The following is a 26,694-nucleotide window of genomic DNA, read 5'->3' on the forward strand; positions in this document are numbered from 1 at the left end:
CAGTATATGTGGCTGATAGACAGTTTGTCTATCAGTTTTTTTGTGTTAAATCTTAAAAATCCGCATGTTATAATGGATGAATTACGATTAAAGGGTACGATGATGATTATTCAACATGCAATACTACATATTTTGGATACCAATACTGGCAGTTTAATTGCGTCACAAGGTGAAATGGCTCTAGATGGCGCCGGAGTTCAAGACTATATTGAACAAATAGTGAAAAAAATTTATGCAGGGGATGTCAAAAAAGGCACCTTAACGGCGCAGGACTATCTTGCAACAATGTTAGATAACGCCGATTTTTCAGATATGACAACGCAATTGGCCAGCAAAATGTTTGATATTATGTCTGGTCAAGATGCGATACGGCCGGGAGATATATTAAGTTTTTTGGCAACAACAGATGATGGTCCTTTATTTGGTTTGATTAAATTAAATTTCTCACCCCGCTATGCTCATGTTGTGGCATATCAAGATAACCAAATGATCAATAATTTGGTATTAAATCAGGCGGTCTTACCAGCAGCGACGCAGACAGTTGATGAAGCAATTTTAGTTGATTTAACAACACAACAATACCATTTATTGGAGAAAAAATACCTTATTGATGGTCATCGTGTCGCTTACTTTTCTGAGAAGTTCTTAGCCATTCAGCCTGAGACATCTGTAAAAGAAAATATGCAGACGATTAAGCGTACTGTTAAAAATATTGCTGACAAATATGATGATTTACCAGCGCATGAAGTATTAGCCAAAACACAGGAAGTGATTTATGATGCCTTAGAATCGGGACAATTAGACACAAATACTATTGCGGAAAAAGTGTTTTCAGACAATTTGACTGCTAAAATGCAATATCAAGAAAAAATAGCGGCACAAGTAATCGATAAAACGATTGCCATTGAAAATAAAGAAAAGTATCAGAAAAAGTATCGCACACAAAAATTTAAGCTAGATTCCGGTATCGAAATTTCTATTCCTATATCAGTTTATCAAGATCCGTCAAAGGTCGAATTTGTGAACAACGTTAATGGGACAATGTCCTTAGTGATTAAAGATATTGAAAGTGTTTTCAATAAGTTTACGGTCTAGTTAGCTTAGATCAGAAAAATTTAAGATGTTACTGTTATAATGGACGTAACGAATTCAGGAAAGGAAGTGCACATTGTGAATGTGCACGATAAAAAAATGCCATATCAAGATTCTTATGTTGCCAAAATTCGGACTTACGTTGGACATGACTTTGAATTAGTTATGCCAACAACTGATGTTGTCATTGAAAATAGCCAAGGTGAGTTACTCATGATTTATAATCGTGATTTTGATGGTTGGGCGTTTCCCGGTGGCTATGTCGAACCAGAAATGGCTTGGCAAGCAAATGCAGCTCGTGAAGTGTTAGAAGAAGCAGGCATTCATGCAAAGCCTGAACAACTTAACTTGATTGGCGCCATCTCAGGAAAAAATTTTGTCGCACATTATCCTAACGGGGATGTCGCTAAGCTGTATACGAATATCTTTCATTTAACGCATTGGGAGACAGGAGAGGCAGCTATTGATGATACAGAGATTGATGCCAAACAATGGATGTCACTCAAAACAATTGAACATAAGCATCTAACGTTTTCTGGACAGGCAGTTTATCGTTTATACCGTCAGTATCAAGCGACGAAACAAGTGCAAATGTTAACGCTTGATTCTGATTTGCAAAGATTTTTAGACGCGCAGAACGGTCAAATTGTTGGGGTTAGTGATTATGAAGCAGCCCGCGACGAATTGGCTCATGGTTTAAAACAAACACACTGGATGTGGTTTGTTTTCCCACAGTTGCGCGGATTAGGTAACAGCGAACGTGCAATTTTTTATGGCCTTGACGGTGTCAAAGAAGCACATGAATATCTGGCGCACCCACAACTCAATGAACGACTAGCAGCATTAATAAAAGTGACGTTAGCATTGCCGAAGAGTGATCCAGTCGCTTTATTTGGACAAGTTGATGCGCAAAAGTTTCAAGCCAGTTTAACGTTGTTTAACTATATTTCGCCTGATGCTAGCTTGTTCCAATCGGCTTTAGACAAGTATTTTAATGGCCAGCAACATGTAGCAACACTTGAATTATTAACAAAATAAAAAGCAACGTGTGTTTGATAAGCCACGTTGCTTTTTTAAGCGCCTGTATAATCTGGTGCTAATTTGTTTACTGGTGGTGTGAATTCGCGCATTGCTTCTGCTAAATGGACAAAATGTGTCACTAAGCGATGATTCGGTGCTTTGGTGCCATGCTTCTCAGCCAAGTCAGCAATCCAACCATTGATATAGTCAACTTCTGTGGGGCGCCCCTTGACAAAATCTTGATACATAGAAGGGAAATGTAGAGGGTTAGCAACATTAGAAACGTAATCAACTTGTGCAACCATTTCATCACGTGTCTCAATGAGTTTAATGCCAGCCGCTTCGGCTGCATCATAAGCTTCGTTAATGAGTGGTCGGGCAATGCCTTCTAAAAAGCCATCATAAGCCATCAATTGACCCATACGTGATTGAAACATTGTGGCAATAGAATTCTCGACAGCGTTAAAAAAAACTTTTGTTAGCAATGTTCCCATGAAATTTTCAGTATAACTGGGATTTAAATGGGCCGCCTGAAAATCAACTAAAAGGTTATCCATGACCTGTGAAGGTTGTTCAGTCAGATTAGCGTAGACAGATGATCCGGCACTTTCAGCCCCCATAAAGTCCACATCGCCAAAATCATTGAGTACGGTGGCAATCATTGCTGTACCGCCAATGATGTGTTCGTCGTCAAAGTATTTTTGTAATTTTTCAATATGGCCCATACCATTCATAGCACCCAGTGCTGTTTGGCCAGCTTTAAATTTAGGTGACAAACGTTCTAATGTCTCTTGTAACTGCATTTGTTTCATGAAAAATATCCATACATCCGGCTCACCAGTGTAATCTTCTGGTGAGAAAATATTAATTTTAATTTGATGCCGTTCTTGGTGATCACGCGATTTCCAGACCTGATTATCTTGTGCGCGAATTTTATCTAAACTTGCCTGAGTCGGCTCAATAAAGTCGACAGCGACACCAGCGTTTTCTTGAAGGAGAATACCATACCGCAACCCCATCGCACCTGCGCCAACTACTGCATATTTCATAGTATGAATCTCCTTAACTTTTAATGATATTATTCTAATCTTTATCACATTTTAAGTCAAGGGTTAGTCCAAACCTTGAGGCTATGAAGTTGGTTAATTTTCACGTATAATAATACTTATAGTGCATTTTGCACGTTTCAAATAAAGGAAGTTCATATGTCTAAAGAAATATATTTAACAGGCGATCGTCCAACAGGAAAGTTACATATTGGGCATTACATCGGTTCATTAAAAAATCGTGTTATCATGCAAGATTCTGGTGCATATGACCCTTTTGTCATGATTGCTGATACCCAAGCTTTCACAGACAATGCTAGAAATCCTGAAAAAATTCGACAATCATTGACAGAGGTGGCATTAGACTATTTAGCGGTCGGCATAGACCCGGCAAAAACAACAATTTTTGTTCAGTCACAAATCAAGGGGTTATTTGAATTAACAGAATATTTTATGAACTTGGTTTCGGTTGCACGGTTGCAGCGTAACCCAACGGTTAAGTCCGAAATTGCCCAAAAAGGTTTTGGTGAAAGTATTCCTGCCGGCTTTTTGACTTATCCCGTTTCACAGGCTGCTGATATCACAATCTTCCGTGCGACTAAGGTGCCAGTCGGTGATGACCAAGAGCCAATGATTGAACAGACTCGTGAGCTAGTACGTGCTTTTAACAATGCTTATAATACTGATGTTCTTGTCGAACCAGTCGGTGTATTTCCACCCAAAGGGCAAGGGCGATTACCAGGTATAGATGGTAATGCTAAAATGTCTAAATCATTAGGAAATGGGATTTATATTTCTGACGATGCCGACACATTGGTAAAGAAAGTGAAAGCCATGTACACAGATCCGCGCCATATCAATATTGCTGATCCAGGCCACGTGGCAGGCAATGTTGTCTTTACTTATCTTGATATTTTCGATCCAGATAAGCAACGCGTTCAAGATTTAAAAGATCACTATACAGCTGGTGGTTTAGGCGACATGAAACTTAAAAAGCACTTGATTGATGTTATGGAAGCAGAAATGGGACCGATTCGCGCGCGCCGTGAAGTATTTGCAAAAGACATACCAGCAGTTTTGTCGATGTTGGCAGAAGGGTCAGAACGTGCCAATGCTGTGGCAGAAAAGACTATGAAAGATGTTCGTCACGCCATGGGTGTTGATTATTTTAACTAAAAAGCCACTTGATTTAGCAAGTGGCTTTTTTATTGTGTTGTTTTTGGGGTGGTTGTTTCATTAGCGTTATTATCTCCGGCTGGTCTTAAGGATGTAGCTATACCAGATAGGTTTGCTGGTACTTCGCCACCATATGGTAAGCCTGTCTTGGCTGCTTGTAGACCCAGTGCCTTTCTTGCTAAATCAGTGACACGTTGTTTTTCATGTTGCGGAATGACTTCATAAGAAACATTATTACCTTCTGCATCAGGATAACTCTCACCAACACCTTGCATGTGTTCTGTGACAATGTTATTTTTAGCTTTGATATATTTGCTAGCCATAGTTGTCATATCACCGAAGGTCAGATCAGTACGTACGTTTTTAGAAATGGTTGACATGAATTTATCATTCAACAGATTAGAAATATTCGCTGATTTCTTAATTAAACCTTCTAGGACTAAACGTTGACGTTGTTGACGACCATAATCACCATTAGGATCGTCATAACGCATTCTTGAAAAGGCAAGAGCAGCATCGCCATCCATAGTTGCTCGTGAGGCTGACCAAGTCTTACCATTGTCATCAGAGTGTTCAAATTTAGTGCTGTCTTTATGGAAACGATAAAGATTGGGCCCATAATCATGGGCAGTTTCTTGGCTGTATGTAAAATCAATCGGGGACTTAACCGAAATGCCACCAACCTGGTTAACCATATTTGATAAACCGCCCATGTTGACTAAGGCATAATAATCAATTGGAATATTCAAAAAAGATTCGACAGTTTTAATGGACGTTGCGGTGGCGCCATAGGCGTACGCGGCATTCAATTTTTGAGGAAAAGTATTTTCATAACCGACAATCGATACCATGGCATCGCGTGCCAATGAAATAAGGGTTGTTTTCTCTGTTTTAGGGTTAATAAGCAACAACATCATCGAGTCGGTGCGCCCACGATAGGTACGTCCCAATTCACCTGTATCTGTGCCATAGAGCAAAATCGAAATAGGACGGCCACTTTTAATAACATCTGAGACATCACGTGATTTTTTTAAACCAGCACCAGCATATGATTTATCAAGTGCACCTTTGGTGTTATGGATGGCTTGCCAAGCAAACAGACCAATAACGAGGACAATAACGGTAATAACTGCAAAAATAATGTTACGTAGCCTATGACTAGGGGCAGAATAACGCTTAGAACGTGAATCATTTTTGGGATCCATGATTTTCTCCTGGTAGTTAATTTTGGCCAATAAACATGGCAAGCATGAGGATGAAAAGAACAATTGTGGTGATTGTAACATATTGCCAATCTTTTATTGTATAAAAGGCATAAATAGAGGCTAACACGCGTAAGATAGGCGTTAAAATCAATAACAACAAGCCAAACATCATGATGGCGCCGGGTTTGAGTTGCACAGCAGCAACAATTAATGTATTGAATTGCTGTGGCCAATGATTACCTGATAGGCCGGTTTGTGCATTTGATAAGAGATAATATACAAAGCCAACCAGCATAATACTAACTGATATGACGACACCAATACGCAGGGTGACGCCAATTTGACGCTCAATATTTTTTTCTTTTTGTTTATCAAACATTGCTGTACTCCTTAATACAATGTTATGTTACAGGCCTTTAATAATAACTGGATACCAGCTAAACCAACAACCGGAATAAACAATTGGCGTAAGTGTCGTGTGGAGACATGGGGCATCATTCTTGCGCCAATGGTTGCGCCAACAATAATGCCTAGTGCTATTGGGACAGCAATATCAGCTCGGATAGTACCGTTGAAAAAGTAAACCAAGGCACTAGCAGAGGCAGTGACACCCATCATTAAATTAGAAGTCGCACTGGAAGGCTTGAGTGGCATTTTCATGACAGAATCCATGGCAAAAACTTTAAACATACCAGAACCAATGCCTAACAAGCCAGACGCTAGGCCGGCCCACAACATAATCAGTGACCCCAAAAAAACATTTTCAACATGATAATCAATTTGCTTGCCGAGCGCTTTATCATAATAAGAAGCATTGAGTTGTAACTTGTGTGCCAGTTGGTTTGGCTTAGCCACCGTCTCAGATACTTGCTTGCCATATAATTTGCGCCACATACGAAAAGCCTGATACATTAGTAGGATACCAAAGAAAAAATTCAACCAAATTGGCGCAAAAAAGCCGGCAAAAATAGCACCCAGCAAGGCGCCGACAGTTGTAAATATTTCCAGAAACATGGCTGTGCGGATATTGAGTAAATCATCCTTTAAATAAGCAATAGATGCGCCAGAAGAGGTTGCAATGACTGCGACAATACTAGCACCGATTGCATAATGAATGGGTAGATTAAAACCAATGACTAAAATTGGTGTGACAACAATCCCACCGCCTAGTCCGAGTAAGGCACCCAAAATTCCGGCAAAAACGCCAACAGATAACATGATGATAATCGCTATAGATAAAGACACCTTTATGATACCGTCACTTAATTATTTTTTATTGTGTACATTGTATATAATGGTACAATTACTGTGATAAATAAACAAGAGAGTTAATGAAATGTTAATCCAGCCAGACAGATTAAGAAAATTATTGATTGTTGTTTTTAGTGTGTTGTTCTTAGTGTTAGCTATACAAGTCCGCTTTGACATGTTGTTCGTCCACGTATTAGATAATGGTGGCACATTAGTGATACAAAATTTGTTACCACATGCCTTGGCAATTTGGGTAGCTTTGGGTGGCCTTTTTGCCCATTATTGGGTCATTGTCCTATTGAGCATAGGGTTAGCGTTATTTTTCAAGGCTATTAACTATCAAATTGCGATGTGGTGGTTTCTCATCACACAGTTTGCTGTGTTGCTATTAACAGGCGTATTATCACTTATACTCCAAGTCTATTGGTCAAATGGTTTAAAAATTGGGCCGATGATGCCGGATTTATTACTTGTTTGGTGGCTACAATTTTTGGCTGTGATTGTGGCTATCATTTTACCCAGAGTGTGCCAACACCAAAGAACACGTGTCATTATCACAACAGTTACTGTTGTGATCTGGTTACTGATCTTGTTAGCACGTATGAAGTTTGCTGACATGCCACTGTCAAGTGGTATGGGTGCTTTATTCTTTGGTTATTTTTGGTGGCAATTGAGTGAACAACAATATCGTAAACGAGCCCAGCATTGGCGTTCTGTGTTGAAAATTGACACACAAATCTAAAGATGATATGATATTCAAGTTATCAAAGAGGTTGCAACCAACATGATTAGCGCAAATGAGTTCGCCAAGAACTGTGACTTTGCGTCAAAGGGGCGGTTGCCGAAATATCATTTAAGGCAGAATGATATTGGGCTAACAACTAATACTTGTTAGACTGTCACAGTAATGTGGTGTGCTTTGAAAAGTTACGATACAATGACTTTTTAAACCTCTTTCTATATAAGAAAGGGGCTTTTTATTTGCCCCGACAGGGAGATTTTTATGGCAGAACATAATGGTGAAATTAAACGTAATCTGAAGACGCGTCATGTGTCAATGATTGCGTTAGGTGGTTCAATAGGGACAGGGTTGTTCGTTGCTTCTGGGGCAACCGTGGCACAGGCTGGGCCATTCGGTGCGATTGTTGCTTATCTAGCAATTGGTGTAATGGTTTATTTTTTAATGACAAGTTTGGGAGAAATGGCAACATATTCACCTACATCAGGGTCATTTTCAGATTACGCAGGAAAATACGTTGATCCAGCATTGGGATTTGCTATGGGATGGAATTATTGGTTCAACTGGGCGATTACGCTAGCAGTTGATATTGTGGCGGTTGGTCTAGTATCGAAATTTTGGTTTCCGCATACACCGGCATGGATATTTTCTGCAGTCGCATTAATTCTTATCTTTTTAATCAATTTATTCTCTGTGGGTGCTTTTGGTGAAGCTGAGTTTTGGTTATCAATGATTAAGGTGATTACAATTATTGCCTTTCTGATTGTTGGTGTAGCAACTATTTTTGGTGTGATTCACTCAGATGTTAATGTGATGAAAAATCTTTCTGTTGGTAACCATGGTTTTGTTGGCGGACCACAGGCTGTATTATCAGTGTTTGTAGTGGCAGGTTTTTCCTTTCAAGGTACGGAGTTAATCGGGATTACGGCTGGTGAGGCACAAGATCCTGATAAGTCAGTTCCCAAGGCGATTAATCAAGTATTTTGGCGTATTTTGCTATTTTATATTTTAGCAATTTTTGTTATTTCAGCATTAGTTTATTATCAAGATCCGCGCTTACTCAGCTCATCAACGGAAAATGTGGCTGTGTCGCCTTTCACGATTGTCTTTAAAAATGCCGGAATTGCCTTTGCCGCTAGTTTAATGAATGCGGTTATTTTGACATCGATTGTCTCTTCAGCTAACTCGGGCTCATATGCCTCAACACGAATGTTGTACGCTATGGCACGTAAGGGGGAGGCACCTAAGATTTTTGCCAAAGTTTCGACACGTGGTGTACCGGTGTTTGCCTTGCTATTGACGACAGTTATCGGATTATTAGCGTTTATTTCAAATACAAAAGGTGGTTCTGTTGCCTACACATGGTTGGTAAATGCTTCTGGGTTAACTGGCTTCATTGCTTGGGTTGGCATCGCCATTTCACATTATCGTTTCCGTAGGGCTTATGTGGCCCAAGGAAAAGATTTAAAAGCTTTGAAATATAAAGCGAAGTGGTTCCCGTTTGGCCCACTATTTGCGCTTGTGATTTCAATCGGGGTGATTATCGGTCAAGATCCAGGTAGTTTTACGCATTTGAATTGGGAAAAAATAGCTGTTACTTATCTCTCTGTACCGCTATTTGTCATTTTGTACTTTGGTTACAAAATAAGATATAAAACAAAAATGATTAAATTAGAGGCGGTTGATTTAAAACAACATCGCTAATGTCTTAAAGCCAGTATATGACTGGTTTTTTTATTGCTTTATTTTGTCAAGCGATGTTGTATTAGAATTTCAGTCATACGACTGCTATAATGGAACCACGAATAAATCAGTCGATAAGGTATCTGCCAATCAGGAGGACAAAATGGGACCTTTATTTATGTTATGTATCAACTTACTAGCGACGTATTTTGTTTTTTGGACGATTCGGCCGATTAACTTTGCTAAATTCATGCCCTACACACCAAAACAAGCGACTTTTTTAAAGGTTTTATTGTCAATTGCTATTGGTTATTTGGTAGCTAGTTTCTTTATTGCTATGACAAATTGGGTTGTTGCTTTGCCAAGTTCACTATTGGGAAAATAACAAAAAAGGGAACAAATTATGGTATAATTGACTAGATTATGTAGATAATTTGGTACATTTGTGCCCCTTTATAAAAATAAAAATGCTGGAGAATAAACATGGCAAAAGATATTGGCATTGACTTGGGAACAGCCAATGTTCTCATTTATGTAGAAGGTAAGGGCATCGTTTTGAATGAACCTTCTGTTGTTGCAGTAGATGATAAAACAGATCGTGTGTTGGCCGTTGGCTCGGAAGCTTATCGAATGGTTGGGCGTACACCGGGCAACATACGCGCCGTGCGTCCTTTGAAAGACGGTGTGATTTCTGATTTTGATGTTACTGAAGCAATGCTAACCTACTTCGTTGACAAATTAAATGTTAAGGGCTTCATGTCTAAGCCTAACATTATGATTTGCGCACCAACAAATATTACTGAAATCGAACGAAAAGCAATTATTCAAGCTGCTGAAAAAGCTGGGGGCGCTAAAGTCTACTTAGAATACGAACCAAAGGTTGCGGCTGTCGGTGCAGGATTAGATATTTTCAAACCAATCGGATCGATGGTAATTGATATGGGTGGTGGTACATCAGATATCGCCGTCCTCTCACTTGGCGATATTGTTGTGTCTGAGTCAATTCGTATTGCCGGTGACAAGATGAATTTTGATATTGTTGGTTACTTAAAGCGCCGTCACAATTTAATTGTCGGAGAGCGTACGGCTGAAACTATTAAAATTCAGATTGGTTCAGCGTTGCCTGTCGATGAACCTTTGACAATGGAAGTCCGCGGTCGTGATAATTTTGAAGGTATGCCAAAAACTATTACGATTAACTCAAACGAAGTCGAAGAGGCATTACACGATACGCTACAACAAATTGTCCGTGCTGCACACTCTGTCTTAGCAAAGTTGCCACCTGAATTAGCAGCTGACATTATTGATCGCGGTATCATGTTAACTGGTGGTGGCGCACTTTTGCACGGCATGGATCAATTGCTTTCTGATGCGCTAGAGGTGCCTGTCGTTGTCTCTGATTCACCACTTGATAATGTTGCTAAGGGTGCCGGGGCATTATTAGAACATATGAAATCAAGCCATAAGGGATTATAAAATGCGAAAAAAAAATCAAAATTTTAATGTTGAGCTAATCGATAACGATGGTCAGACACAAGTATTGATTGACAATAAACAAATTGGGTATGTTATAGCAAGTGACCGTGGCTTCTCAGGTTATTTTGGTAAGCAAGCTGTTATTAATCAAGCAAAAACACAAGATGAAGCAATACAAGCTGTTTTATCCAGTTTTAATCTCTATCAGTAAAATAGTTAAAAAAGCCCTTATCATCTTTTGTGATAAGGGCTTGTACATAGGTGAGGGGACATCAATATGCAAAATATACCATCACGCCAAATCAGTAACCGAACGTCAGGTTCAGAACTTGATTGGGGTATTATTTTATCGTTACTGCTACTCATGATTATTGGTTTGAGTTCAATTTTCCAAGCGTCGTTACACGCACAGTATGGCACAATGCAGTTAGCACTGCGTACCACAATTGTACAAGGCGCCTTCTGGATTATTGGTGCGATTATTATCGCTTTTTTGTTGCGATTTGATGCATCACAGTTATGGCGATTAGCACCAATCGCTTATGGTCTGGGTATATTTCTATTAATTGCTGTGCTTATTTTCTATGATCGTTCAATGGCAGCTTCTACAGGTGCCAAATCATGGTTTGTCTTTGGCCCTGTGTCTTTTCAGCCGACTGAAGTGGTTAAACCTGCTTTCATTTTAATGCTTAGTCGTGTTGTGGTACAACATAATCGCCTGTATGAACACCATAATGTTAAATCTGATGCAATCTTGTTAGGTAAGATGGCGTTATGTTTTCTACCAATCGCTGTGCTTATTTTATTACAGCCTGATTTGGGAACGTTACTAGTTTTTATTGCTATTTTAGGTGGTGTTGCTTTAGTTTCGGGCGTAACTTGGCGGATTTTAGCTCCTGTAATAGCGTTAGCATCGACGATAGGCGCGACACTTTTGGCACTCGTTCTTTCACCCACAGGAAAAGTTATTTTGGATGCCCTTGGCTTCAAGTTATACCAATTTGATCGTATTCAGACATGGTTGCATCCCGATCAAGACACTTCTTCAAAGGGTTATCAAACATATCAAAGCTTGAAAGCAATTGGTTCGGGACAGTTAACGGGGCAGGGTTTTGGCCATCTCAAAGTTTATGTGCCAGTCAGAGAGTCCGATATGATATTTTCGGTTATTGGTGAAAGTTTTGGTTTCGTTGGTGGCACGTTGTTAATTGTATTATACTTTGCCTTAATCTATCGGTTAATTAGAGCAACATTTAGGGCACAAAATGCGTTTTATGCCTATATTGCAACAGGCGTTGTCATGATGGTTGTCTTTCACGTTTTTGAAAACATCGGTATGAGTATTGGTTTGTTACCGTTAACGGGTATTCCACTACCATTTATTTCACAAGGTGGTTCTTCTCTTTTGGGTAATATGATTGGTGTCGGGCTGATTTTAACCATTGGTTACCAACAGCAAAACACAACCTTTACGGAATCGACAGGTTTTTCAGTTTAATGGATAAATTAGAAAATTTACGCACACAATTTATAGCCATACAGCAAAAGACACGTGTAGGTGATATATTTCAGTCAATCGGCGAGGTGCTTAGCGACACTTTAACTCAAGTTAAAGTTCAGCCAAAAACGCCAGTTCAGTTACCAGAAAATGGTGACGATGCATTGGCAAAAATGAAAGCCTACAGTCAACGCTTAGATAATCACAGAAGTGGTGATGGTTTAGATATGGTTTCAGATGCAGATTTGCATTTAGCAGCAGCACAATTAGCGAATCCATTGCCAAAGTATCGTGATACTGGTGCGTTCTTTTTTCTAAGTGATGTGATACAAAATGACTTATTATCTGATGAGCAAATGCGGTGGCTGACATCGTACTTGATTAGTGATGATGTGCTATTTTCACACATTTTCGAACCAAATAATGCGGCAATTTATCAACGCTCTTTTAGTATCTTAGTGTTGTCATTATTACTTTTTACACAAAGAACCAAGTCAGCTTTTATGGCGCCACAGCAGTTGGCAATTGTCATTAACCAAATTGCTTTGTACGTTGCAATAGAACGTGATACGCGTGGCTTTATTGGCACGAATGGTTGGGCACACGCCTTTACTCACATAGGCAATGCAGTTGCTGAGATACTCATGATGCCACAGTTACTGCGAGCAGACAAGCTATTTTTACTAGCAAGTATGCTGGCTGGTTATCGTGAATTGCAGCAGCCTCTCAATATGGGTGAAACAGAGAGACTGGTTGAAGTGACCATGTATAGCGCTAATGCGCACCCTTTGTACCATGATTATATTTTATTAACACTTAAATTATGGCGCAAAGATCTGGTTACCCGTCAGCCACCACAAAATGAGGGTCGGTGGCATCAAATGTACAATCGCGCGCGCTTCTTTAATACCATTATTTTACGAGGCAAGGATAATGTGCCTGAAAAAATATTTAACTATGTTTCCGAGACACGAGACTTTCTGACATAATAGGGTATTTCTTGATTAATATTACTTTGTTTTGATATAATAAAATTTGGAGTGAAAGAAAATGACAAAAAAACATGTTGCTTTAATATTCGGTGGAAATTCTTCAGAACACGATGTTTCTAAACGTTCAGCACAAAACTTTTATGATGCTATTTTAGCGACAGGCAAATATCGTATAACGGTTTTTGCTATTGCCCAAAATGGTTATGTGCTTGATCCAGAAAGATCAAAGCGCATTTTGGCTTTGGAAGATGAAAGGCCAATTGTTGCAGACTATATGACGACAGTTGATCAGCAAGACCCATTAAGCCGTATCAATGCTTTGCGTGCGGCTGGTGATTTTGATATTTTCTTCCCTGTTGTTCATGGTAACTTAGGCGAAGATGGCACATTACAAGGGTTGTTCAAGTTGCTCAACAAGCCATATGTTGGGGCACCTTTGCGCGGTCATGCCGTTAGTTTTGATAAAGTATTAACCAAAGAATTATTAACTGTTAATAATATTCGCAATACAAAATACATTGTGGTTGATGAAAAGACAGCAAAAACATTAACTTGGGCGCAAGTTGTGAAAGACCTTGGTGACGTTGTCTTTGTTAAAGCGGCTAATCAAGGCTCATCCGTTGGCGTATCACGTGCTAAAACGGCAGATGAGTTTGAGGCTGCATTAACGGACTCATTCCAGTACGATTATAAAGTATTGATTGAAGCGGCTGTCAAGGGGCCACGTGAACTTGAAGTTGGTGTGATTGGGAACGAAGCCCCTATTGTGTCTGAAATAGGTGCCCATCATGTACCAAATCAAGGCGATGGCGATGCATGGTACGATTACAATAATAAATTCGTTGATAATTCAAGTGTGCAGTTTGAAATTCCAGCTAATCTGCCAGATGCTGTTACTGCTGAAGTAAAAGATATGGCTTTAAAAGCTTATAAAGTACTCGATTTAAGAGGTGAAGCACGTATGGACTTCTTATTAGATGAGAATAATGTACCATATCTTGGCGAACCAAACACCTTACCTGGTTTTACAAACATGTCACTATTTAAGCGCCTGTGGGATTATTCAGATATAGATAATGTTGAGTTAGTCGATAAATTGATTGATTATGGCTTTGCTGAATTTGAAAAGAATGCACAATTAAGTTATGAATTTGTTAGTCTAGGTGAAGAAAAAATAGGGAAGTTTAACTAATGGTAAAAAACAATAGAAACGATAGTTTTGATGGTAAGGCAATTCGCGCGGCGCGAAAGAAAATGCATTTATCGCAAGTAGAGTTAGCAGAAGGCATTACAACACAAGCCACCATTTCTCTTGTTGAAAATCAAAATCGTGTACCAAACGCTGATGTTTTATTGGCGATACTCGATCGTTTAAATTTAGATATTTCTGAATTTGTTTCGGGTGACTTTTTAACACAAAAAGCCAAAGAATTACTTGGCAAAGTTGTGTTAGAAATGAAACATGATGCCTTGTCCGAGTTTGCTGAGTTTGAAAAAGCTTTAAGTCAAAATGCACCAACGCTACAAGCTTATTATATTTTAAAAGCTGCAGATGCTTGTCACAATAAAAAAGACTTTGCTGAAGTCGTACACTATGCTGACCTGGCAGTTGATACCAGAACACCATCATTAGGTGATTTTTATACATTCTATGCTTACCGTCAAATGGGCACCAACTATTACTTGCAAGGTGATATTGAAGCAGCGAAGGAAAAATTTGAGTGCGCATTTGAACTAGAACCTAATTTGTTGACTGCGGGTGATATGGAATTCCATGGTGCATTACAAGGCCGGCAATATTATGCTGAATTTTTGATTGCACAGAATGAATTGGATAAGGCAGCTGATTTGTTGACTGAGGGGTTAGAAATTTTACGTAAGCGGGTTGATCTATTCTGGGTGCCTGACTTGAGTGAATTATTAGCACAAGTTGAAGAAAAGCGTGGTAATCACGAAGCTGCACAAAAACAGATTCATTATGCTCATGTTGCTGCCTATTTGTCAAATTGCCAAAAAGCAGAAGCACGTTTAGCTCAGTTGGATACAATTAAGTTCTAAAAAAAGGTCTCACATTGTGTGAGACCTTTTTTTTAGAGCTTAATTAATCAAAATTAACCACGTACGACTAGTACGTCAACTTTTGCTGTACGCGTGACAAATTCTGTTACTGATCCAATAACAAGACGCTCAACAGCGTTCAAACCAGTTGCACCGATAACGATGATATCAGCACTAACTTCATTTGGGACTTCTTTAGCGATTAGTGTTTTAGGTGAGCCATACTCAATGAGATAGTCCACATTCTTGACACCCGCATCAAGCGCTTGCTGCTTGTACTTTTCAAGACTCTTACGTGTTTCATCTGATACAGCTTCAACCATAGTATCATCAAAGCTAGCCACATTTTGAAATGCGCGTGTATCAATGACATTTAAGATTGACAAAACACCGCTTTCACCGGCGTCGTTGGCTAACTCAATGGCACGTACAAGTGCAGCTTCTGATTCTTTTGAACCATCCATTGGTACTAAAATCTTGTTGTAGTTTGCTGTCATGATCGTTCTCCTTAAGTCTGTTTATACACTAAGTATAACGCTTACATTGAAAAAATAATAGTCTTTTTCAATTTTTGCAATCATTCTTTCAAAAAAAGCGCTCACATGATGTGAACGCACGGGTTAAACCCGGAATACTCTTGATACCGTTAATCGCTACGCAGATTTTCCTCGAATTTATCGAGGTGGATGGTTCATCAAGATTGTCAGATTACCAAATGAGAAGGCAGATCTTCTAAGTCAAGAATTCCCAACCGAAATATAAAGGTTGTAAGGAAAAAGCTGATAATGTAGCAATGCGTATATCTGAGTAATTCATAATATATTATAACGCAAAAATTCGGGTATCACTAGTCTTGACAAAATGAAAAGCAGCAGTGTGTCAGGAGTCTAATCCGTCACGCTGAGATTTTTTTAATGTTTGATAAACGTCGCTGAACGCTTTTTCAATTTTTGAATTACCTTTAGGACTAAAATACTGTGTCTGGCTAATTTTTTCTGGTAAATATTGTTGTGGAACCCAATCATTGTCAAAATCATGAGGATAGATATAACCTTTGCCATGACCGAGTTCAGCGGCACCTTTGTAATGTGAATCCCTAAGATGATCTGGCACATCACCTGTTTTACCGGATTGGATGTCGCTAAGTGCCTTATCAATGGCTAAATAAGCAGCGTTGGATTTAGGTGATAACGCTAATTCTATAATGGCATTGGCTAAGGGAATGCGTGCTTCTGGCAAGCCAAGTGATTGAGCAGATTGGATAGCTGTGACAGCATGTTGCACAGCAGTGGGGTTGGCCAAACCAATATCTTCATAAGCGATAACAGTTAATCGCCGAGTTAAGATAGGTAAATCACCAGACTCTATGATACGTGCAGCGTAGTGCAATGCAGCATCTGTATCAGATCCCCGAATTGATTTTTGCAAAGCAGATATCACGTCATAATGCGCATCACCATCTTTATCAGCAAACATCGCCTTTCGCTGAACAGTTTCTTCAATGACTGGTAACGTAATGTGAATTGTCTTATCTTTTGCTGTTGGTGTGGATAAAACAGCCAATTCTAAACCATTGAGTGCACTACGCAAATCACCATTTGTTGCTTGTGCCAAATGATTCATTGCGTCATCTGTTAGCGTCACTTTATATTTGCCTAAACCATGTGTGTCATCTTTTAATGCACGATGGACTGCACTTTTAATGTCATCTTCAGTTAAAGGCGTCACTTGGAAAATTTGTGTTCGTGAGCGTATTGCTGGCGTGACGTTGATATAAGGATTTTCAGTAGTTGCACCAATTAAAATAATGGCGCCTGATTCCAGATGTGGTAATAAAAAATCTTGTTTTACTTTGTTTAAACGATGAATTTCATCTAGTAACAAGACAACAGTACCAGACATTTTAGCCTCTTCAGCAACAATCTGTAAGTCTTTTTGACTATCTGTTGCGGCATTTAGCACACGAAAAGCATATTTAGATGAACCGGCGATTGCTGAAGCAATTGATGTTTTTCCTGTTCCTGGGGGGCCGTATAAAATCATTGAACTTAAGCGTTTAGCAGCCACCATACGCCAAATGATTTTACCAGAGCCAACAAGATGCTGTTGGCCAACAATGTCTTCAATTTTATTTGGGCGCATACGATAAGCAAGTGGTTGCTGCATAGTCATTTTTCATATTGAGTAAACAAGTTGAAGTCTATGATTGACATGCTTCAAGATAGTTTCTCAAATGCCTTTCTTTAGTGAACTAGTCTAGATAAATAGTATTGACGTTGACAGCTGTATCCGCTGCCAGTAAAACGGCAATCGGGTCGGTTACTTGATTTTTAACAGTAACATCAGATAACACAGTAAATGGATGATGTGTTTTGGTTGCTAAACTGACAAATGTTGGAAAATTATCAGTGGTGAGGGTTTGGTCAATTAAGACTTTTCCGGTTGAATGTTTGGTTAATATCTTTTCAAATTGAGACTGGATAGTTTTATCGGTTAGCTGAGATACTTTTATTGCTGCAATGACACGTTCACGAAAAGTACCCAAGTATCGACGTTGTTCGTCGGGGTTGATTTTAGGCTGACCACCTAATTGTTCTTGTTGCAGGCGTTCATTGATATCCATAGATTTTTATTCTCCGATACGTTGTAGTACTTCTATTATACGTTATGATTAAATAACATGACAAACAAAAAACGCCACCCAAAGGTGACGTTTCAACCAGAATCAGATTAAGTATATTAACCCAAACGGTTGTAGTATTCGACGATCAAAGCTTCGTTAAGGTCGGCATCTAATTCTTCACGTTCAGGTAAGCGAACGAGTGATCCTTCAAGCTTTTCAGCATCAAATGATACGAATTGTGGACGTGCAACAACTGATTCAACAGCAGCTTGGATAGGTACAATGTTTTTTGACTTATCGCGTACTGAAACAACTTGACCAGGGGTAACGTTGTATGATGGAATATCAACACGCTTACCATCGACCATGATGTGACCATGGTTAACCAACTGACGTGCTTGTTGACGTGTTGTTGCAAAACCAAGTCGATAAACAAGTGAATCCAAACGTTGCTCCAACAAGATCATAAAGTTAGTACCGTGAGTACCTTTACGAATCTTACCCGCCTTGTTAAACAAAGCGTGGAATTGACGTTCTGTCAAACCGTAAGTAAAACGCAACTTTTGCTTTTCGCGCAACTGCATACCATATTCAGAAATCTTAGCGCGGCGTCCGGCACCGTGATCGCCAGGCGCGTATGCGCGACGTGACAATTCTTTACCAGTACCTGACAATGAAACACCCAAGCGACGTGAAATGCGCCACTTTGGACCTGTATAACGTGACATGTATATGTCCTCCAAAATGTATTTTGTCGTACATTTGAGGGTAAGTACCAGATGCGTGCAGCGCCTAACTTGACGTTTCTCAGAACCAGTAGCTATGGCCTTACTAACGATTTGGGGCGTTGTTGACGCGCTTCTTTACTTACTGCTACTCAATTAACAACTTCTTTTAATAATAACAGAAACTAGACAGCATAGCAAGTTATTAAGAAAAGTGTAAACGAGTTGAGATTTGGCAAAAAAGACAGTCTGTTACTGTATAACCAAGGCACAGCGTGTTAGAATTGGGTTATCAATAAAAATGGGATAAAAACACATGAATTTAACTATATTAGCTATTATTTTAGGTATCGTTATTATTGCTTACATAGCAATTTTTGCGATGCAACGAACTACAATTAAAAAAGTCAATGTTTTCAAGCTCAGAAAAGAACAGCTAGCGTCTTTGAAGGTACGCGAGGAGTTAGTTGAAGGGCGGAAGTTATCATTAACTGGACAGTCCTTAAAAGAGTATCAGAATCTTGAAAGACAGTTTAACGACGTTAAAAACAATAAGTTCTTAAAAATTGATCAACAGGCTAATTTAGTATTATTTGAAGCACGGGGTATTAATTTTATTAAAACGCGTCATGAATTGGCACGTTTGGAGGCGATGGTCAACGAAACGGAACAAACAATCAGTGATGTCCGAAAAGGGTTAACCGAGCTCAAAAAAATTAATGAAGCGCATCGTGAAGCAATCAATGATTTAAAGAAAAAATATGACGACTTGCGCAAACGATTATTAGCTGAAAACTTCAAATTTGGGCCAGCAAACGCAGGGTTAGATAAGTTTTTGTCACAACTAGAAGCCGACTATGATGAATTCACACGTTTAACTGAAGATGGGGATCACGCAACAGCATCCGATATATACGAACAGCTAGCCATGGAAACCACACAAATGGAAAACATGATGGCAGACATCCCAGACCTGTTTGATAAAGTAGATAGGGTCTACGTTGAGCAACTCAATGAATTGTCACAGGGGCATTCTGATTTAGTTGCGCAAGGTTACGTTTTTCCAAACGATACAATTAATCAGGAGCTTAATGCTATTGATGACCAACGTCAGCAAGTATTAAAGTTGCTCAGTGAATTAAAGTTAAAAGAAGTTTCAGAACAAAATGGTTATATCGAAAGACGAATTGAGACACTCTACGATATGATGGAAACTGAAATGACGGCGCGTCAGCAAGTAACTAAACACGCGGACCAACTATCATCAGATTTGTTGCGGTTACGTGAGCAAAATAGTACATTGGCGATTGAATTAGATCGCTTAGGCCAAAGTTTCCAATTCAACAATAGAGAAATTGAAATGCGCCGGACGCTTTTAGAACAAATTAATGCGGCTGAAGAACAAGTTAACCATAATGATGATTTGCTCGAATCTTCAGAAATGTCCTTTAGTGAATTACAGGCTAAGCAAGAAAAGTTACTGGCACATGTTTCTGAAATAGAGGCACAACAAATAGAGATTTGGGATAAAATTTCTGGACTTGAAAAAGCGCAGCGTTCTGCAAGACAATTTGGTGGACAATACCAACAAGATATTGAAAACATCAAGCATGCTGTTGAACGTATGAACTTACCCGGACTACCTGCCAGTTATTTGGAGTATTTCTTTGCAGTATCGAATGAGCTGGAGAGATTAGCCAAATCACTACAAGCGACATTGGTTAACATGGACGAAGTTCAAAGACAGCTTAATATTGTTTCAGCAGACATCGATACCTTGAAAGAAAAAACTGATAAAATTGTTGATCAAGCTAATTTAACTGAGCAGTTACTTCAATATGCTAATCGTTATCGCGCTACTAATGAGCGGGTGGCAGCTGCGAGTGAGCAGGCGCGCATGTTTTACGAGCGTGATTATAACTTTGATAAGGCGATGGATGTTTTGGGACCGGCACTTGATAGTGTGGAACCTGGTGTCTACGAAAAGTTAGTAGATGCCTATATGCGTCGTAAAACGCCACTATTATAAATAAACTGAGTTTGATATATATTAAAAGGCCACCCGATTTAAGTCAGGTGGCCTTTTAATATGCATTCATGATAGTTTTGAATGGCGCATACCATATATGAAGTACCATGCAACGCCGATAAGTACCCAGATACTAAATAGTTCTAAAGTATCGATTGGTAACTTAGTAATGAGATATAGACTAATTATCCCAGCGATGAATGGGATAACAGGATAACCAGGTACTTTAAAACCGTCATGAGCCAAATCTTGACGTCGGCGTAGAATCAGTACGCCAAAGTTAATGAATGTGAAAGCCAGTAATGTACCAGCATTAATCAGACTCGCTAGGGTATTTAAAGGAATTAGACCAGCAAATATAGCCTCAATCACAACTGCCACAAGCAAAGCGTTAACGGGTAGTCTTGAACTTTTTGAAATTTTACCAAGTGAACGTGGGAGCAAGCCGTCACGACCAAAGGAATAAGTTAGTCTGGAAGAAGCATATATCAAAGCGAGAATAGCCGTAAACATACCAACCAAAGCACCAACTGTAATCACAACAGCAAATTGCGTCTGATGAATAGCCTGTAGAGCAAAAGCAGCAGGGTCATCAACACCTAGTTGCTTATAGTTAACAATACCAGTTAACACGATTGAAAATAGGACATATAGTAAAGCAGAAATTAAAACTGTGCCAACAATGCCGCGTACCATTGTTTTTTGTGGGTTTTTCACTTCGGCAGCGTGTGCGGCAATTGTGTCGAAACCAAGGAAAGCAAAAATGATACTTGCAGTTGCTGACATAATACCATTTAAACCAAGTGGTCCAGTGTGAAATTCTTTCGGATAGAATGGGACATAGTTTGTATGCTTAATGAAAAATGAACCACCAATAATAAACAAACCAAGGATGGCTACTTTTAAAATGACGGCGCCATTTTCAATCTTCTTTGAAGCGTTAAGACCACGAGATAAAATCGCGGTAACAAGGAGAATGATCATAACCGCAAATAAATTCACGATGCCGCCTTCCATTGGGCCAGCCAGTAACGACTTTGGCATATGAACACCAAAGGTTAAGAGCAGGTTATTGAGATAGGCTGAAAAACCAGTAGCAATGGCAGAGACGGCTAAAAAGTATTCTAATATTAAGGACCAGCCAAGTAACCAGCCAATAATTTCACCGTAAATGACGCTACCATATGAGTAGGCTGATCCAGCAACTGGCATAGCTGAAGAAAATTCAGCAAATGACATGCCAGATAAGCCAGAGTATATAGCCGCAATAAGAAAAGCAATAGATACCGCTGGGCCGGCATGTTGAGCAGCTTCATGGCCGGGCAAAATAAATATTCCAGTCCCAATCACAGTCCCAACACCAAGGCCTATGAGATCACGTGTGGTTAATATTCGTGACATATGAGAATCGGCTTGCATATAATTATCAATAGATTCTCGTTTAAATGCTCTCGCAAAGATAGACATGATGTTTCTCCCATATTATTTTAATTTAAACATAACTATTATTTTAGCAATTTCATAGGCGAATGTCTAACTTTGCTCTTGCAGATACGTTACAATAGAAAAGATAAGGAATAAGATTATATGAAAGATAACAAAGTATTTGTCATCACTGGTGCGACAGGTGTTGGCAAAACCACAATTGCCCGCTATTTACAAGAAAATTATCGTATGCCTCGTGTGATTACACATACAACACGTCGACCAAGAGAACGTGAAGTGAATGGTATTGCCTACTACTTTGAAACGGATGATTCTTTTGAGAATAATCATTATTTAGAACGTGTGACCTATGCAGGGGCTAAATACGGTTCGTCGTATGAAGGACTAGACCGTGCATGGCAGAAAAGCCAATATATTACCATTGTCTTGGATACAGCTGGTGCAATTACTTATGCACAAGAATTGGGATCACGGGCGATTATTATTTTTGTGACGGTAACTAGTCCGTCTGTTTTGGTCGACCGCGTGCAAGTGCGAGGGGATGATCCACATGCTGTCAAACAACGTGTTGCCTCACCTGAATTTTTGAGAGATATGAAGTTGCCGCAGAATCTCAAGGGGAGAGCGTATGAATTAGTGAACGATGACTGGTCAAAGACAAAAACAAGACTAGATTTACTTGTGACAGATATAATGCATGGTCGTCGTTTGCCCAAAAAACAATTAGAATAAAAAGTTGACGTATTTTATAACTTGACATTTTGATTAAGAAAGATTATTATTATCTCATAATAAAATTAAGGTTTTTTAACAAATGACAAATAAAGCAACACAAATTAAAATGCGATTTTACTTTTGGTATTTCGGGTAGTAGCCGTTTACCAAAAGCATTTTGTTGTGGTATTCGGATAATCAACGGTTCGAATGCTAAAGTAAACACAGTTATTGGCTGGTGTAAACGCACATTCGGAATCGACCGAGTGTGCGTTTTTGTTAGAAATCATTAGCAGGATTTAGGAAGCAGAATTTAGGAGAAAAATATGCCCAAAGCAAAGCCATCATTATTAAGCTCATTTAATAACCGTTTAGATTTAGTAAAACCAAGTGCTATACGAGCATTTGATAATGAAGTCAGTGCGATTCCTGATATTTTGAAATTAACTTTAGGGGAGCCAGATTTTAATGTGCCTGAGCATATTAAGGCCGCCGCCATTCATTCGATAACAGCCAATGATTCACATTATTCAGCATCTAATGGGACAATCGCATTGAGAAAAGCCGCTGCCAATTTCTTGGCAGACCGTTATCAACTCGATTATCATGCAGAAAATGAAATTATTGTCACTGTCGGTGCAACTGAAGCGATATATACCGTGTTAACATCGCTACTCAACGTGGGTGATAAAGTCCTATTACCAACACCCATTTTTCCATTATATATACCCGTTACCATTGTCGGTGGTGGTGAACCTGTGTTTATTGATACATCAACGAATAACTTTGTTTTAAGTCCAGAAATGTTAACAGCAGCCATTGCAGAACATGGCGATAAAATCAAGGCAATTGTATTGAATTTCCCTTCTAATCCAACTGGTGTAACCTACACTGCAGATGAAATCAAAGCACTTGCTGACGTCTTACGAGACACTAACATTGTGGTTATTTCGGATGAAATATACTCTGAACTTACCTATGATGAAAAGCATGTATCAATGGCTCAATATCTTCCCGAACAGACAATTTTACTCAATGGTGTCTCAAAATCTCATGCGATGACCGGTTATCGTATTGGTTTCTTGGCAGGACCTGCTGAATTGGTGGCAAAATTGGGCTTGATTCATCAGTTCACGATTACAACGGCAACAAATTCTGCTATGGCTGCTGCGGCTGAAGCTTTAAGTACAGAAGCTGGTCGCCAAGATACATTAGATATGAAAAAAGCTTACCAAGCACGACGAGATTTTGTCTATCAAACAATGATATCGCTAGGTTTTGTAGTGCCAAAGCCAGCAGGTGCATTCTATATCTTTGCTAAAATTCCAGCCGGTTATCTGCAAGACGATGTTGCATTTGCCAGAGATTTAGCCCAGAAAGATAAGTTGGCAGTTGTACCTGGTTCTGCTTTTGGTCCTGGTGGTGAGGGCTATATTCGTATCAGTTATGCTGCATCAATGGCACAACTAAAAGAAGCTATGGCACGTTTATCAGCCTATATGGCACGGTGAATATATGACAAAAATTTTGATGACGAGTGTACGATCTGATGAAGAACCTAGTATTAAAACCTATGCTAAAGCGCACAATCTACAAATTGATATGGTACGCGAAGAATTTCATCCCGGACAGCATGATAATTTATCAGAGTACAATGGCTTAATTGTTCAGCAGACTGCTAATATTGGTGGTGATGAAGCATTCTACCAGTCATTAGTTCATCAAGGCTTAAAACAAATAACGACTCGTACTGCCGGTGTTGATATGATTCCGGTTACACTTGCTAAACGTGCTGGTTTAAAAATTACAAACGTGCCGAAATATTCACCTAGATCAGTTGCAGAGCTCGCCTTGACACAAATATTTCAATTACTGCGACGGACTTGGGCCTTTGAACAACGTATGAATCAGAATGATTTTCGCTGGGCTGGTTTGCAGGCGAGAGAGATTCACACCATTACTGTGGGTATTATAGGTGCTGGACGCATTGGTGGGACGTTAGCTAAGCTCCTACATTTACTTGGTGCTAAAGTGATTGCCTACGATGTCAAGCCACAAGAATGTTTAAAAAAGTATCTGACATACGTTTCTAAAGCAACATTATTGGCTCAAAGTGATGTCATTAGTGTGCATGTTGATTTAAATGATAGTACGGTTGGTTTACTCCAAGCGGTTGATTTTAATCAAATGAAAATAGGTAGCTTGTTTTTGAACATGTCACGTGGGGATGTGGTTAACACAGAGGCCCTCATTGCGGCGTTGCTTTCAGGTAAAATACCAGCGGCTGCCTTAGATACTGTAACTGGTGAGTCACTCGTTTTTAACCGTGATTTAAGGCAACAAGGCATTGATAACTCACAAATCAGACAATTAATGGCGATGCCAAACGTGTTACTCACACCACATATTGCTTTTTTTACAAATATTGCAGTAGACAATATGGTTAATACGGCGTTGGATGATGTTTTAGCGATTATATCAGGTCATCAGGCTGTTAACGAAATATAAGCAATCAGTAGCTTTACACTGGCGACACAATTTTAGAATGAAAAGGACAATGGACATAGGGTATGGCTCAAAGTGATCGCAAACGCGTTAAAAAATTTATTGTGGATGTCTTAAATGGCACGAGCTTAGGGATTGTTATTACCTTAATACCTAGTGCGCTAGTGAGTCAATTTTTGCTACTGTTCCCTACTAGTGTTGTGGCATTGAAAGTTGGTTTCATGACAACGCTGGTACAGAGTGCGTTACCAATTGTTTCAGGTTTTGCAGTTGGCCAAATTAGGAAAATGTCGGCAATTGATTCAGGGGCGATTGCCCTGGCTATGTTTGTGTCTTCTGGGGTGGTTATACAATCACAAAAAAGTATGGTGATTAGTGGTACTGGCGTTATTTTAAATATCATTCTAGTGGCTATTTTGGCGACTGGACTGGCGCAATTAACGCAAGTTACCTTTGGCCATCTTAAGATACTCATCCAGCCACTTTTTTTGGTCTTAGTAGCCGGTGGCATTGGGTTGTTTACGTTATCACCTTTGCGGCAAGTTCAAGTGTGGATAGGCACTGGCGTTGCTTATGCAACAGACTTTACACCCATTATTATGGGCGCTTTGCTAGGCGCCGCATTCGCCTTTCTAATTGTTTCACCATTATCTTCAGTCGGTATTGCGACTGCAATTGGATTAACAGGTGTCGGATCGGGTGCAGCAAATGCTGGTATTGTCGTTGCAAGTTTCACGTTAGCTGCAATGGGTGCTAGTGTTAATCCATTAGGTGGGACACTAGCGCATTTCATTGGGTCGCCTAAAATACAGATGGCTAATATGTTAACAAAGCCCAAACTTTTTCTGCCAACTACAATCGGGGCAGCAATAATGGGTGCAATAGCAACAATGTTTGATATTAAGGGGACGGCATTTTCAGCTGGCTTTGGTTTCTCTGGCCTCATTGGACCATTAACAGCCTATAACCTATCAAATAAAACAGTGGGCGCTATAATTGCTATTTTAGTGACTTTTATCATTTTTCCAATTACGATTGCTGTCATTTTGCGCTGGATTTTCATTGTTAAACTAAGATGGATTCAACCAGAAGACTTACGATTAACATTACAGTAACTACAAAAACGAAAATTATCAAAATAAAGACATGCCTCACAGGCAGAAAGCGAACGAGGCAAGGGGAAATCAAGAGGATAAGGAAGATAAAACGAAGAGTAAAAACAAAGTAAAGGAAGTAGTTGACGAGGGGGGAAAAGGTTGGTATATTAGTATATGTTCTTAAGAGCGAAAGAGAGCAACGGTGTGAGCGAGTGAAAAAGAACGCGAGCAAGTAGTTGACAAAGCGAGAAGAATAAAGTATAGTAATAAAGTTGTCAAAAAGCGAAAGCGATGCGAGCGAAAGTAAGCGACGAAATAA

Annotated in this window: 26 protein-coding genes and 1 riboswitch; of the genes, 17 read left to right on the forward strand and 9 right to left on the reverse strand. The window is 39.4% G+C overall.

Annotated elements, in window-relative coordinates; translation table 11 throughout:
* Positions 1-102: 102 nt before the first annotated feature.
* Positions 103-1,095 (forward strand): nucleoid-associated protein, encoded by a 993-nt coding sequence (locus tag C5L21_RS01490; protein WP_307726141.1) that lies wholly within the window; start codon positions 103-105, stop codon positions 1,093-1,095.
* A gap of 96 nt (positions 1,096-1,191) precedes the next feature.
* Positions 1,192-2,130, forward strand: a complete 939-nt coding sequence (locus tag C5L21_RS01495; protein ID WP_170167806.1) for a DUF1810 family protein — start codon at positions 1,192-1,194, stop codon at positions 2,128-2,130.
* A 35-nt stretch (positions 2,131-2,165) separates the two neighbouring features.
* Here the strand turns inward: C5L21_RS01495 and C5L21_RS01500 are convergent, their stop codons facing one another.
* On the reverse strand, positions 2,166-3,161 hold the full coding sequence (locus C5L21_RS01500; protein WP_004899516.1) for a ketopantoate reductase family protein: 996 nt from the start codon (positions 3,159-3,161) through the stop codon (positions 2,166-2,168).
* Between the two features lie 156 nt (positions 3,162-3,317).
* On the opposite strand from C5L21_RS01500, the gene trpS reads away from it, so the two are divergent.
* Positions 3,318-4,334, forward strand: coding sequence for a tryptophan--tRNA ligase (gene trpS, locus C5L21_RS01505; protein ID WP_004905875.1), 1,017 nt, complete (start codon positions 3,318-3,320; stop codon positions 4,332-4,334).
* A 29-nt stretch (positions 4,335-4,363) separates the two neighbouring features.
* Here the strand turns inward: trpS and C5L21_RS01510 are convergent, their stop codons facing one another.
* From C5L21_RS01510 to C5L21_RS01520, 3 genes are read right to left on the reverse strand one after another with little or no spacing between them, the layout of a single operon-like run.
* Positions 4,364-5,539: an LCP family protein gene (locus C5L21_RS01510; protein WP_004905873.1), complete on the reverse strand. Its 1,176-nt coding sequence runs from the start codon at positions 5,537-5,539 to the stop codon at positions 4,364-4,366.
* A 16-nt stretch (positions 5,540-5,555) separates the two neighbouring features.
* On the reverse strand, positions 5,556-5,918 hold the full coding sequence (locus tag C5L21_RS01515) for a DUF1634 domain-containing protein (RefSeq protein ID WP_004905871.1): 363 nt from the start codon (positions 5,916-5,918) through the stop codon (positions 5,556-5,558).
* A gap of 11 nt (positions 5,919-5,929) precedes the next feature.
* Positions 5,930-6,757: a sulfite exporter TauE/SafE family protein gene (locus C5L21_RS01520; RefSeq protein ID WP_371862928.1), complete on the reverse strand. Its 828-nt coding sequence runs from the start codon at positions 6,755-6,757 to the stop codon at positions 5,930-5,932.
* A gap of 118 nt (positions 6,758-6,875) precedes the next feature.
* On the opposite strand from C5L21_RS01520, the gene C5L21_RS01525 reads away from it, so the two are divergent.
* From C5L21_RS01525 to C5L21_RS01565, 9 genes are all read left to right on the forward strand, one after another.
* Complete coding sequence (locus C5L21_RS01525) at positions 6,876-7,532, forward strand: phospholipid phosphatase (RefSeq protein WP_085699325.1); 657 nt, start codon at positions 6,876-6,878, stop codon at positions 7,530-7,532.
* 17 nt (positions 7,533-7,549) lie between these two features.
* Positions 7,550-7,718: riboswitch (Lysine riboswitch) on the forward strand.
* 75 nt (positions 7,719-7,793) lie between these two features.
* On the forward strand, positions 7,794-9,233 hold the full coding sequence (locus tag C5L21_RS01530; RefSeq protein ID WP_085699323.1) for an amino acid permease: 1,440 nt from the start codon (positions 7,794-7,796) through the stop codon (positions 9,231-9,233).
* Positions 9,234-9,375: 142 nt separating this feature from the next.
* The gene (locus C5L21_RS01535) at positions 9,376-9,597 is read left to right on the forward strand and encodes a DUF1146 family protein (RefSeq protein ID WP_004899507.1); all 222 of its coding nucleotides are present in this window, start codon (positions 9,376-9,378) and stop codon (positions 9,595-9,597) included.
* Positions 9,598-9,695: 98 nt separating this feature from the next.
* The gene (gene mreB, locus C5L21_RS01540; protein WP_004899505.1) at positions 9,696-10,688 is read left to right on the forward strand and encodes a rod shape-determining protein; all 993 of its coding nucleotides are present in this window, start codon (positions 9,696-9,698) and stop codon (positions 10,686-10,688) included.
* Position 10,689: 1 nt separating this feature from the next.
* Positions 10,690-10,899 carry a DUF2969 family protein gene (locus C5L21_RS01545; RefSeq protein WP_004899504.1) on the forward strand — a complete coding sequence of 70 codons (210 nt, stop codon included), beginning with the start codon at positions 10,690-10,692 and terminating at the stop codon, positions 10,897-10,899.
* A 66-nt stretch (positions 10,900-10,965) separates the two neighbouring features.
* Positions 10,966-12,186 (forward strand): FtsW/RodA/SpoVE family cell cycle protein, encoded by a 1,221-nt coding sequence (locus C5L21_RS01550; protein ID WP_085699321.1) that lies wholly within the window; start codon positions 10,966-10,968, stop codon positions 12,184-12,186.
* Positions 12,186-13,175 carry a DUF2785 domain-containing protein gene (locus tag C5L21_RS01555; protein WP_133285991.1) on the forward strand — a complete coding sequence of 330 codons (990 nt, stop codon included), beginning with the start codon at positions 12,186-12,188 and terminating at the stop codon, positions 13,173-13,175. The genes C5L21_RS01550 and C5L21_RS01555 overlap by 1 nt, the downstream gene beginning before the upstream one ends.
* Positions 13,176-13,236: 61 nt before the next feature.
* Positions 13,237-14,370 carry a D-alanine--D-alanine ligase family protein gene (locus tag C5L21_RS01560; protein ID WP_085699317.1) on the forward strand — a complete coding sequence of 378 codons (1,134 nt, stop codon included), beginning with the start codon at positions 13,237-13,239 and terminating at the stop codon, positions 14,368-14,370.
* Positions 14,370-15,236, forward strand: coding sequence for a helix-turn-helix domain-containing protein (locus C5L21_RS01565; protein WP_133285992.1), 867 nt, complete (start codon positions 14,370-14,372; stop codon positions 15,234-15,236). The genes C5L21_RS01560 and C5L21_RS01565 overlap by 1 nt, the downstream gene beginning before the upstream one ends.
* A 53-nt stretch (positions 15,237-15,289) precedes the next feature.
* On the opposite strand, the gene C5L21_RS01570 is transcribed toward C5L21_RS01565, so the two are convergent.
* The 4 genes from C5L21_RS01570 to rpsD all read right to left on the reverse strand — a co-directional run bounded on the left by C5L21_RS01570 (position 15,290) and on the right by rpsD (position 18,587).
* Positions 15,290-15,733, reverse strand: a complete 444-nt coding sequence (locus C5L21_RS01570) for a universal stress protein (protein ID WP_004903778.1) — start codon at positions 15,731-15,733, stop codon at positions 15,290-15,292.
* A 382-nt stretch (positions 15,734-16,115) separates the two neighbouring features.
* Complete coding sequence (locus tag C5L21_RS01580; RefSeq protein ID WP_004909224.1) at positions 16,116-17,402, reverse strand: replication-associated recombination protein A; 1,287 nt, start codon at positions 17,400-17,402, stop codon at positions 16,116-16,118.
* Between the two features lie 85 nt (positions 17,403-17,487).
* Positions 17,488-17,859, reverse strand: coding sequence for a DUF1694 domain-containing protein (locus tag C5L21_RS01585; RefSeq protein WP_085699315.1), 372 nt, complete (start codon positions 17,857-17,859; stop codon positions 17,488-17,490).
* A gap of 116 nt (positions 17,860-17,975) precedes the next feature.
* The gene (gene rpsD / locus C5L21_RS01590) at positions 17,976-18,587 is read right to left on the reverse strand and encodes a 30S ribosomal protein S4 (protein WP_004903771.1); all 612 of its coding nucleotides are present in this window, start codon (positions 18,585-18,587) and stop codon (positions 17,976-17,978) included.
* 313 nt (positions 18,588-18,900) lie between these two features.
* Here rpsD and ezrA point away from each other — a divergent pair, with 313 nt between their 5' ends.
* On the forward strand, positions 18,901-20,613 hold the full coding sequence (gene ezrA / locus C5L21_RS01595; protein ID WP_085699313.1) for a septation ring formation regulator EzrA: 1,713 nt from the start codon (positions 18,901-18,903) through the stop codon (positions 20,611-20,613).
* A gap of 66 nt (positions 20,614-20,679) precedes the next feature.
* On the opposite strand, the gene C5L21_RS01600 is transcribed toward ezrA, so the two are convergent.
* Entirely contained in the window at positions 20,680-22,080 is a 1,401-nt protein-coding gene (locus C5L21_RS01600; protein ID WP_085699311.1) for an APC family permease, read from the reverse strand.
* A 120-nt stretch (positions 22,081-22,200) separates the two neighbouring features.
* Here C5L21_RS01600 and C5L21_RS01605 point away from each other — a divergent pair, with 120 nt between their 5' ends.
* From C5L21_RS01605 to C5L21_RS01620, 4 genes are all read left to right on the forward strand, one after another.
* A complete protein-coding gene (locus C5L21_RS01605) occupies positions 22,201-22,791 on the forward strand; it encodes a nucleoside/nucleotide kinase family protein (protein WP_004903765.1) in 591 nt (196 codons plus the stop codon).
* 308 nt (positions 22,792-23,099) lie between these two features.
* Complete coding sequence (locus tag C5L21_RS01610) at positions 23,100-24,284, forward strand: aminotransferase class I/II-fold pyridoxal phosphate-dependent enzyme (protein ID WP_004905851.1); 1,185 nt, start codon at positions 23,100-23,102, stop codon at positions 24,282-24,284.
* A gap of 4 nt (positions 24,285-24,288) precedes the next feature.
* Positions 24,289-25,281 carry a D-2-hydroxyacid dehydrogenase gene (locus tag C5L21_RS01615; protein WP_085699309.1) on the forward strand — a complete coding sequence of 331 codons (993 nt, stop codon included), beginning with the start codon at positions 24,289-24,291 and terminating at the stop codon, positions 25,279-25,281.
* Between the two features lie 62 nt (positions 25,282-25,343).
* Positions 25,344-26,393, forward strand: coding sequence for a PTS sugar transporter subunit IIC (locus C5L21_RS01620; protein WP_004905848.1), 1,050 nt, complete (start codon positions 25,344-25,346; stop codon positions 26,391-26,393).
* Positions 26,394-26,694 lie beyond the last annotated feature (301 nt).

Origin of the sequence: Leuconostoc citreum (assembly GCF_004354555.1) — a bacterium.
Taxonomy (GTDB): Bacteria; Bacillota; Bacilli; order Lactobacillales; family Lactobacillaceae; genus Leuconostoc; species Leuconostoc citreum.

Coding starts and splice junctions, on each gene's coding strand:
- C5L21_RS01490 (WP_307726141.1), top strand. CDS start 103: ATGATTATTCAACATGCAATACTACATATTTTGGATACCAATACTGGC.
- C5L21_RS01495 (WP_170167806.1), top strand. CDS start 1,192: ATGCCATATCAAGATTCTTATGTTGCCAAAATTCGGACTTACGTTGGA.
- C5L21_RS01500 (WP_004899516.1), bottom strand. CDS start 3,161: ATGAAATATGCAGTAGTTGGCGCAGGTGCGATGGGGTTGCGGTATGGT.
- trpS (WP_004905875.1), top strand. CDS start 3,318: ATGTCTAAAGAAATATATTTAACAGGCGATCGTCCAACAGGAAAGTTA.
- C5L21_RS01510 (WP_004905873.1), bottom strand. CDS start 5,539: ATGGATCCCAAAAATGATTCACGTTCTAAGCGTTATTCTGCCCCTAGT.
- C5L21_RS01515 (WP_004905871.1), bottom strand. CDS start 5,918: ATGTTTGATAAACAAAAAGAAAAAAATATTGAGCGTCAAATTGGCGTC.
- C5L21_RS01520 (WP_371862928.1), bottom strand. CDS start 6,757: ATGTTATCTGTTGGCGTTTTTGCCGGAATTTTGGGTGCCTTACTCGGA.
- C5L21_RS01525 (WP_085699325.1), top strand. CDS start 6,876: ATGTTAATCCAGCCAGACAGATTAAGAAAATTATTGATTGTTGTTTTT.
- C5L21_RS01530 (WP_085699323.1), top strand. CDS start 7,794: ATGGCAGAACATAATGGTGAAATTAAACGTAATCTGAAGACGCGTCAT.
- C5L21_RS01535 (WP_004899507.1), top strand. CDS start 9,376: ATGGGACCTTTATTTATGTTATGTATCAACTTACTAGCGACGTATTTT.
- mreB (WP_004899505.1), top strand. CDS start 9,696: ATGGCAAAAGATATTGGCATTGACTTGGGAACAGCCAATGTTCTCATT.
- C5L21_RS01545 (WP_004899504.1), top strand. CDS start 10,690: ATGCGAAAAAAAAATCAAAATTTTAATGTTGAGCTAATCGATAACGAT.
- C5L21_RS01550 (WP_085699321.1), top strand. CDS start 10,966: ATGCAAAATATACCATCACGCCAAATCAGTAACCGAACGTCAGGTTCA.
- C5L21_RS01555 (WP_133285991.1), top strand. CDS start 12,186: ATGGATAAATTAGAAAATTTACGCACACAATTTATAGCCATACAGCAA.
- C5L21_RS01560 (WP_085699317.1), top strand. CDS start 13,237: ATGACAAAAAAACATGTTGCTTTAATATTCGGTGGAAATTCTTCAGAA.
- C5L21_RS01565 (WP_133285992.1), top strand. CDS start 14,370: ATGGTAAAAAACAATAGAAACGATAGTTTTGATGGTAAGGCAATTCGC.
- C5L21_RS01570 (WP_004903778.1), bottom strand. CDS start 15,733: ATGACAGCAAACTACAACAAGATTTTAGTACCAATGGATGGTTCAAAA.
- C5L21_RS01580 (WP_004909224.1), bottom strand. CDS start 17,402: ATGCAGCAACCACTTGCTTATCGTATGCGCCCAAATAAAATTGAAGAC.
- C5L21_RS01585 (WP_085699315.1), bottom strand. CDS start 17,859: ATGGATATCAATGAACGCCTGCAACAAGAACAATTAGGTGGTCAGCCT.
- rpsD (WP_004903771.1), bottom strand. CDS start 18,587: ATGTCACGTTATACAGGTCCAAAGTGGCGCATTTCACGTCGCTTGGGT.
- ezrA (WP_085699313.1), top strand. CDS start 18,901: ATGAATTTAACTATATTAGCTATTATTTTAGGTATCGTTATTATTGCT.
- C5L21_RS01600 (WP_085699311.1), bottom strand. CDS start 22,080: ATGTCTATCTTTGCGAGAGCATTTAAACGAGAATCTATTGATAATTAT.
- C5L21_RS01605 (WP_004903765.1), top strand. CDS start 22,201: ATGAAAGATAACAAAGTATTTGTCATCACTGGTGCGACAGGTGTTGGC.
- C5L21_RS01610 (WP_004905851.1), top strand. CDS start 23,100: ATGCCCAAAGCAAAGCCATCATTATTAAGCTCATTTAATAACCGTTTA.
- C5L21_RS01615 (WP_085699309.1), top strand. CDS start 24,289: ATGACAAAAATTTTGATGACGAGTGTACGATCTGATGAAGAACCTAGT.
- C5L21_RS01620 (WP_004905848.1), top strand. CDS start 25,344: ATGGCTCAAAGTGATCGCAAACGCGTTAAAAAATTTATTGTGGATGTC.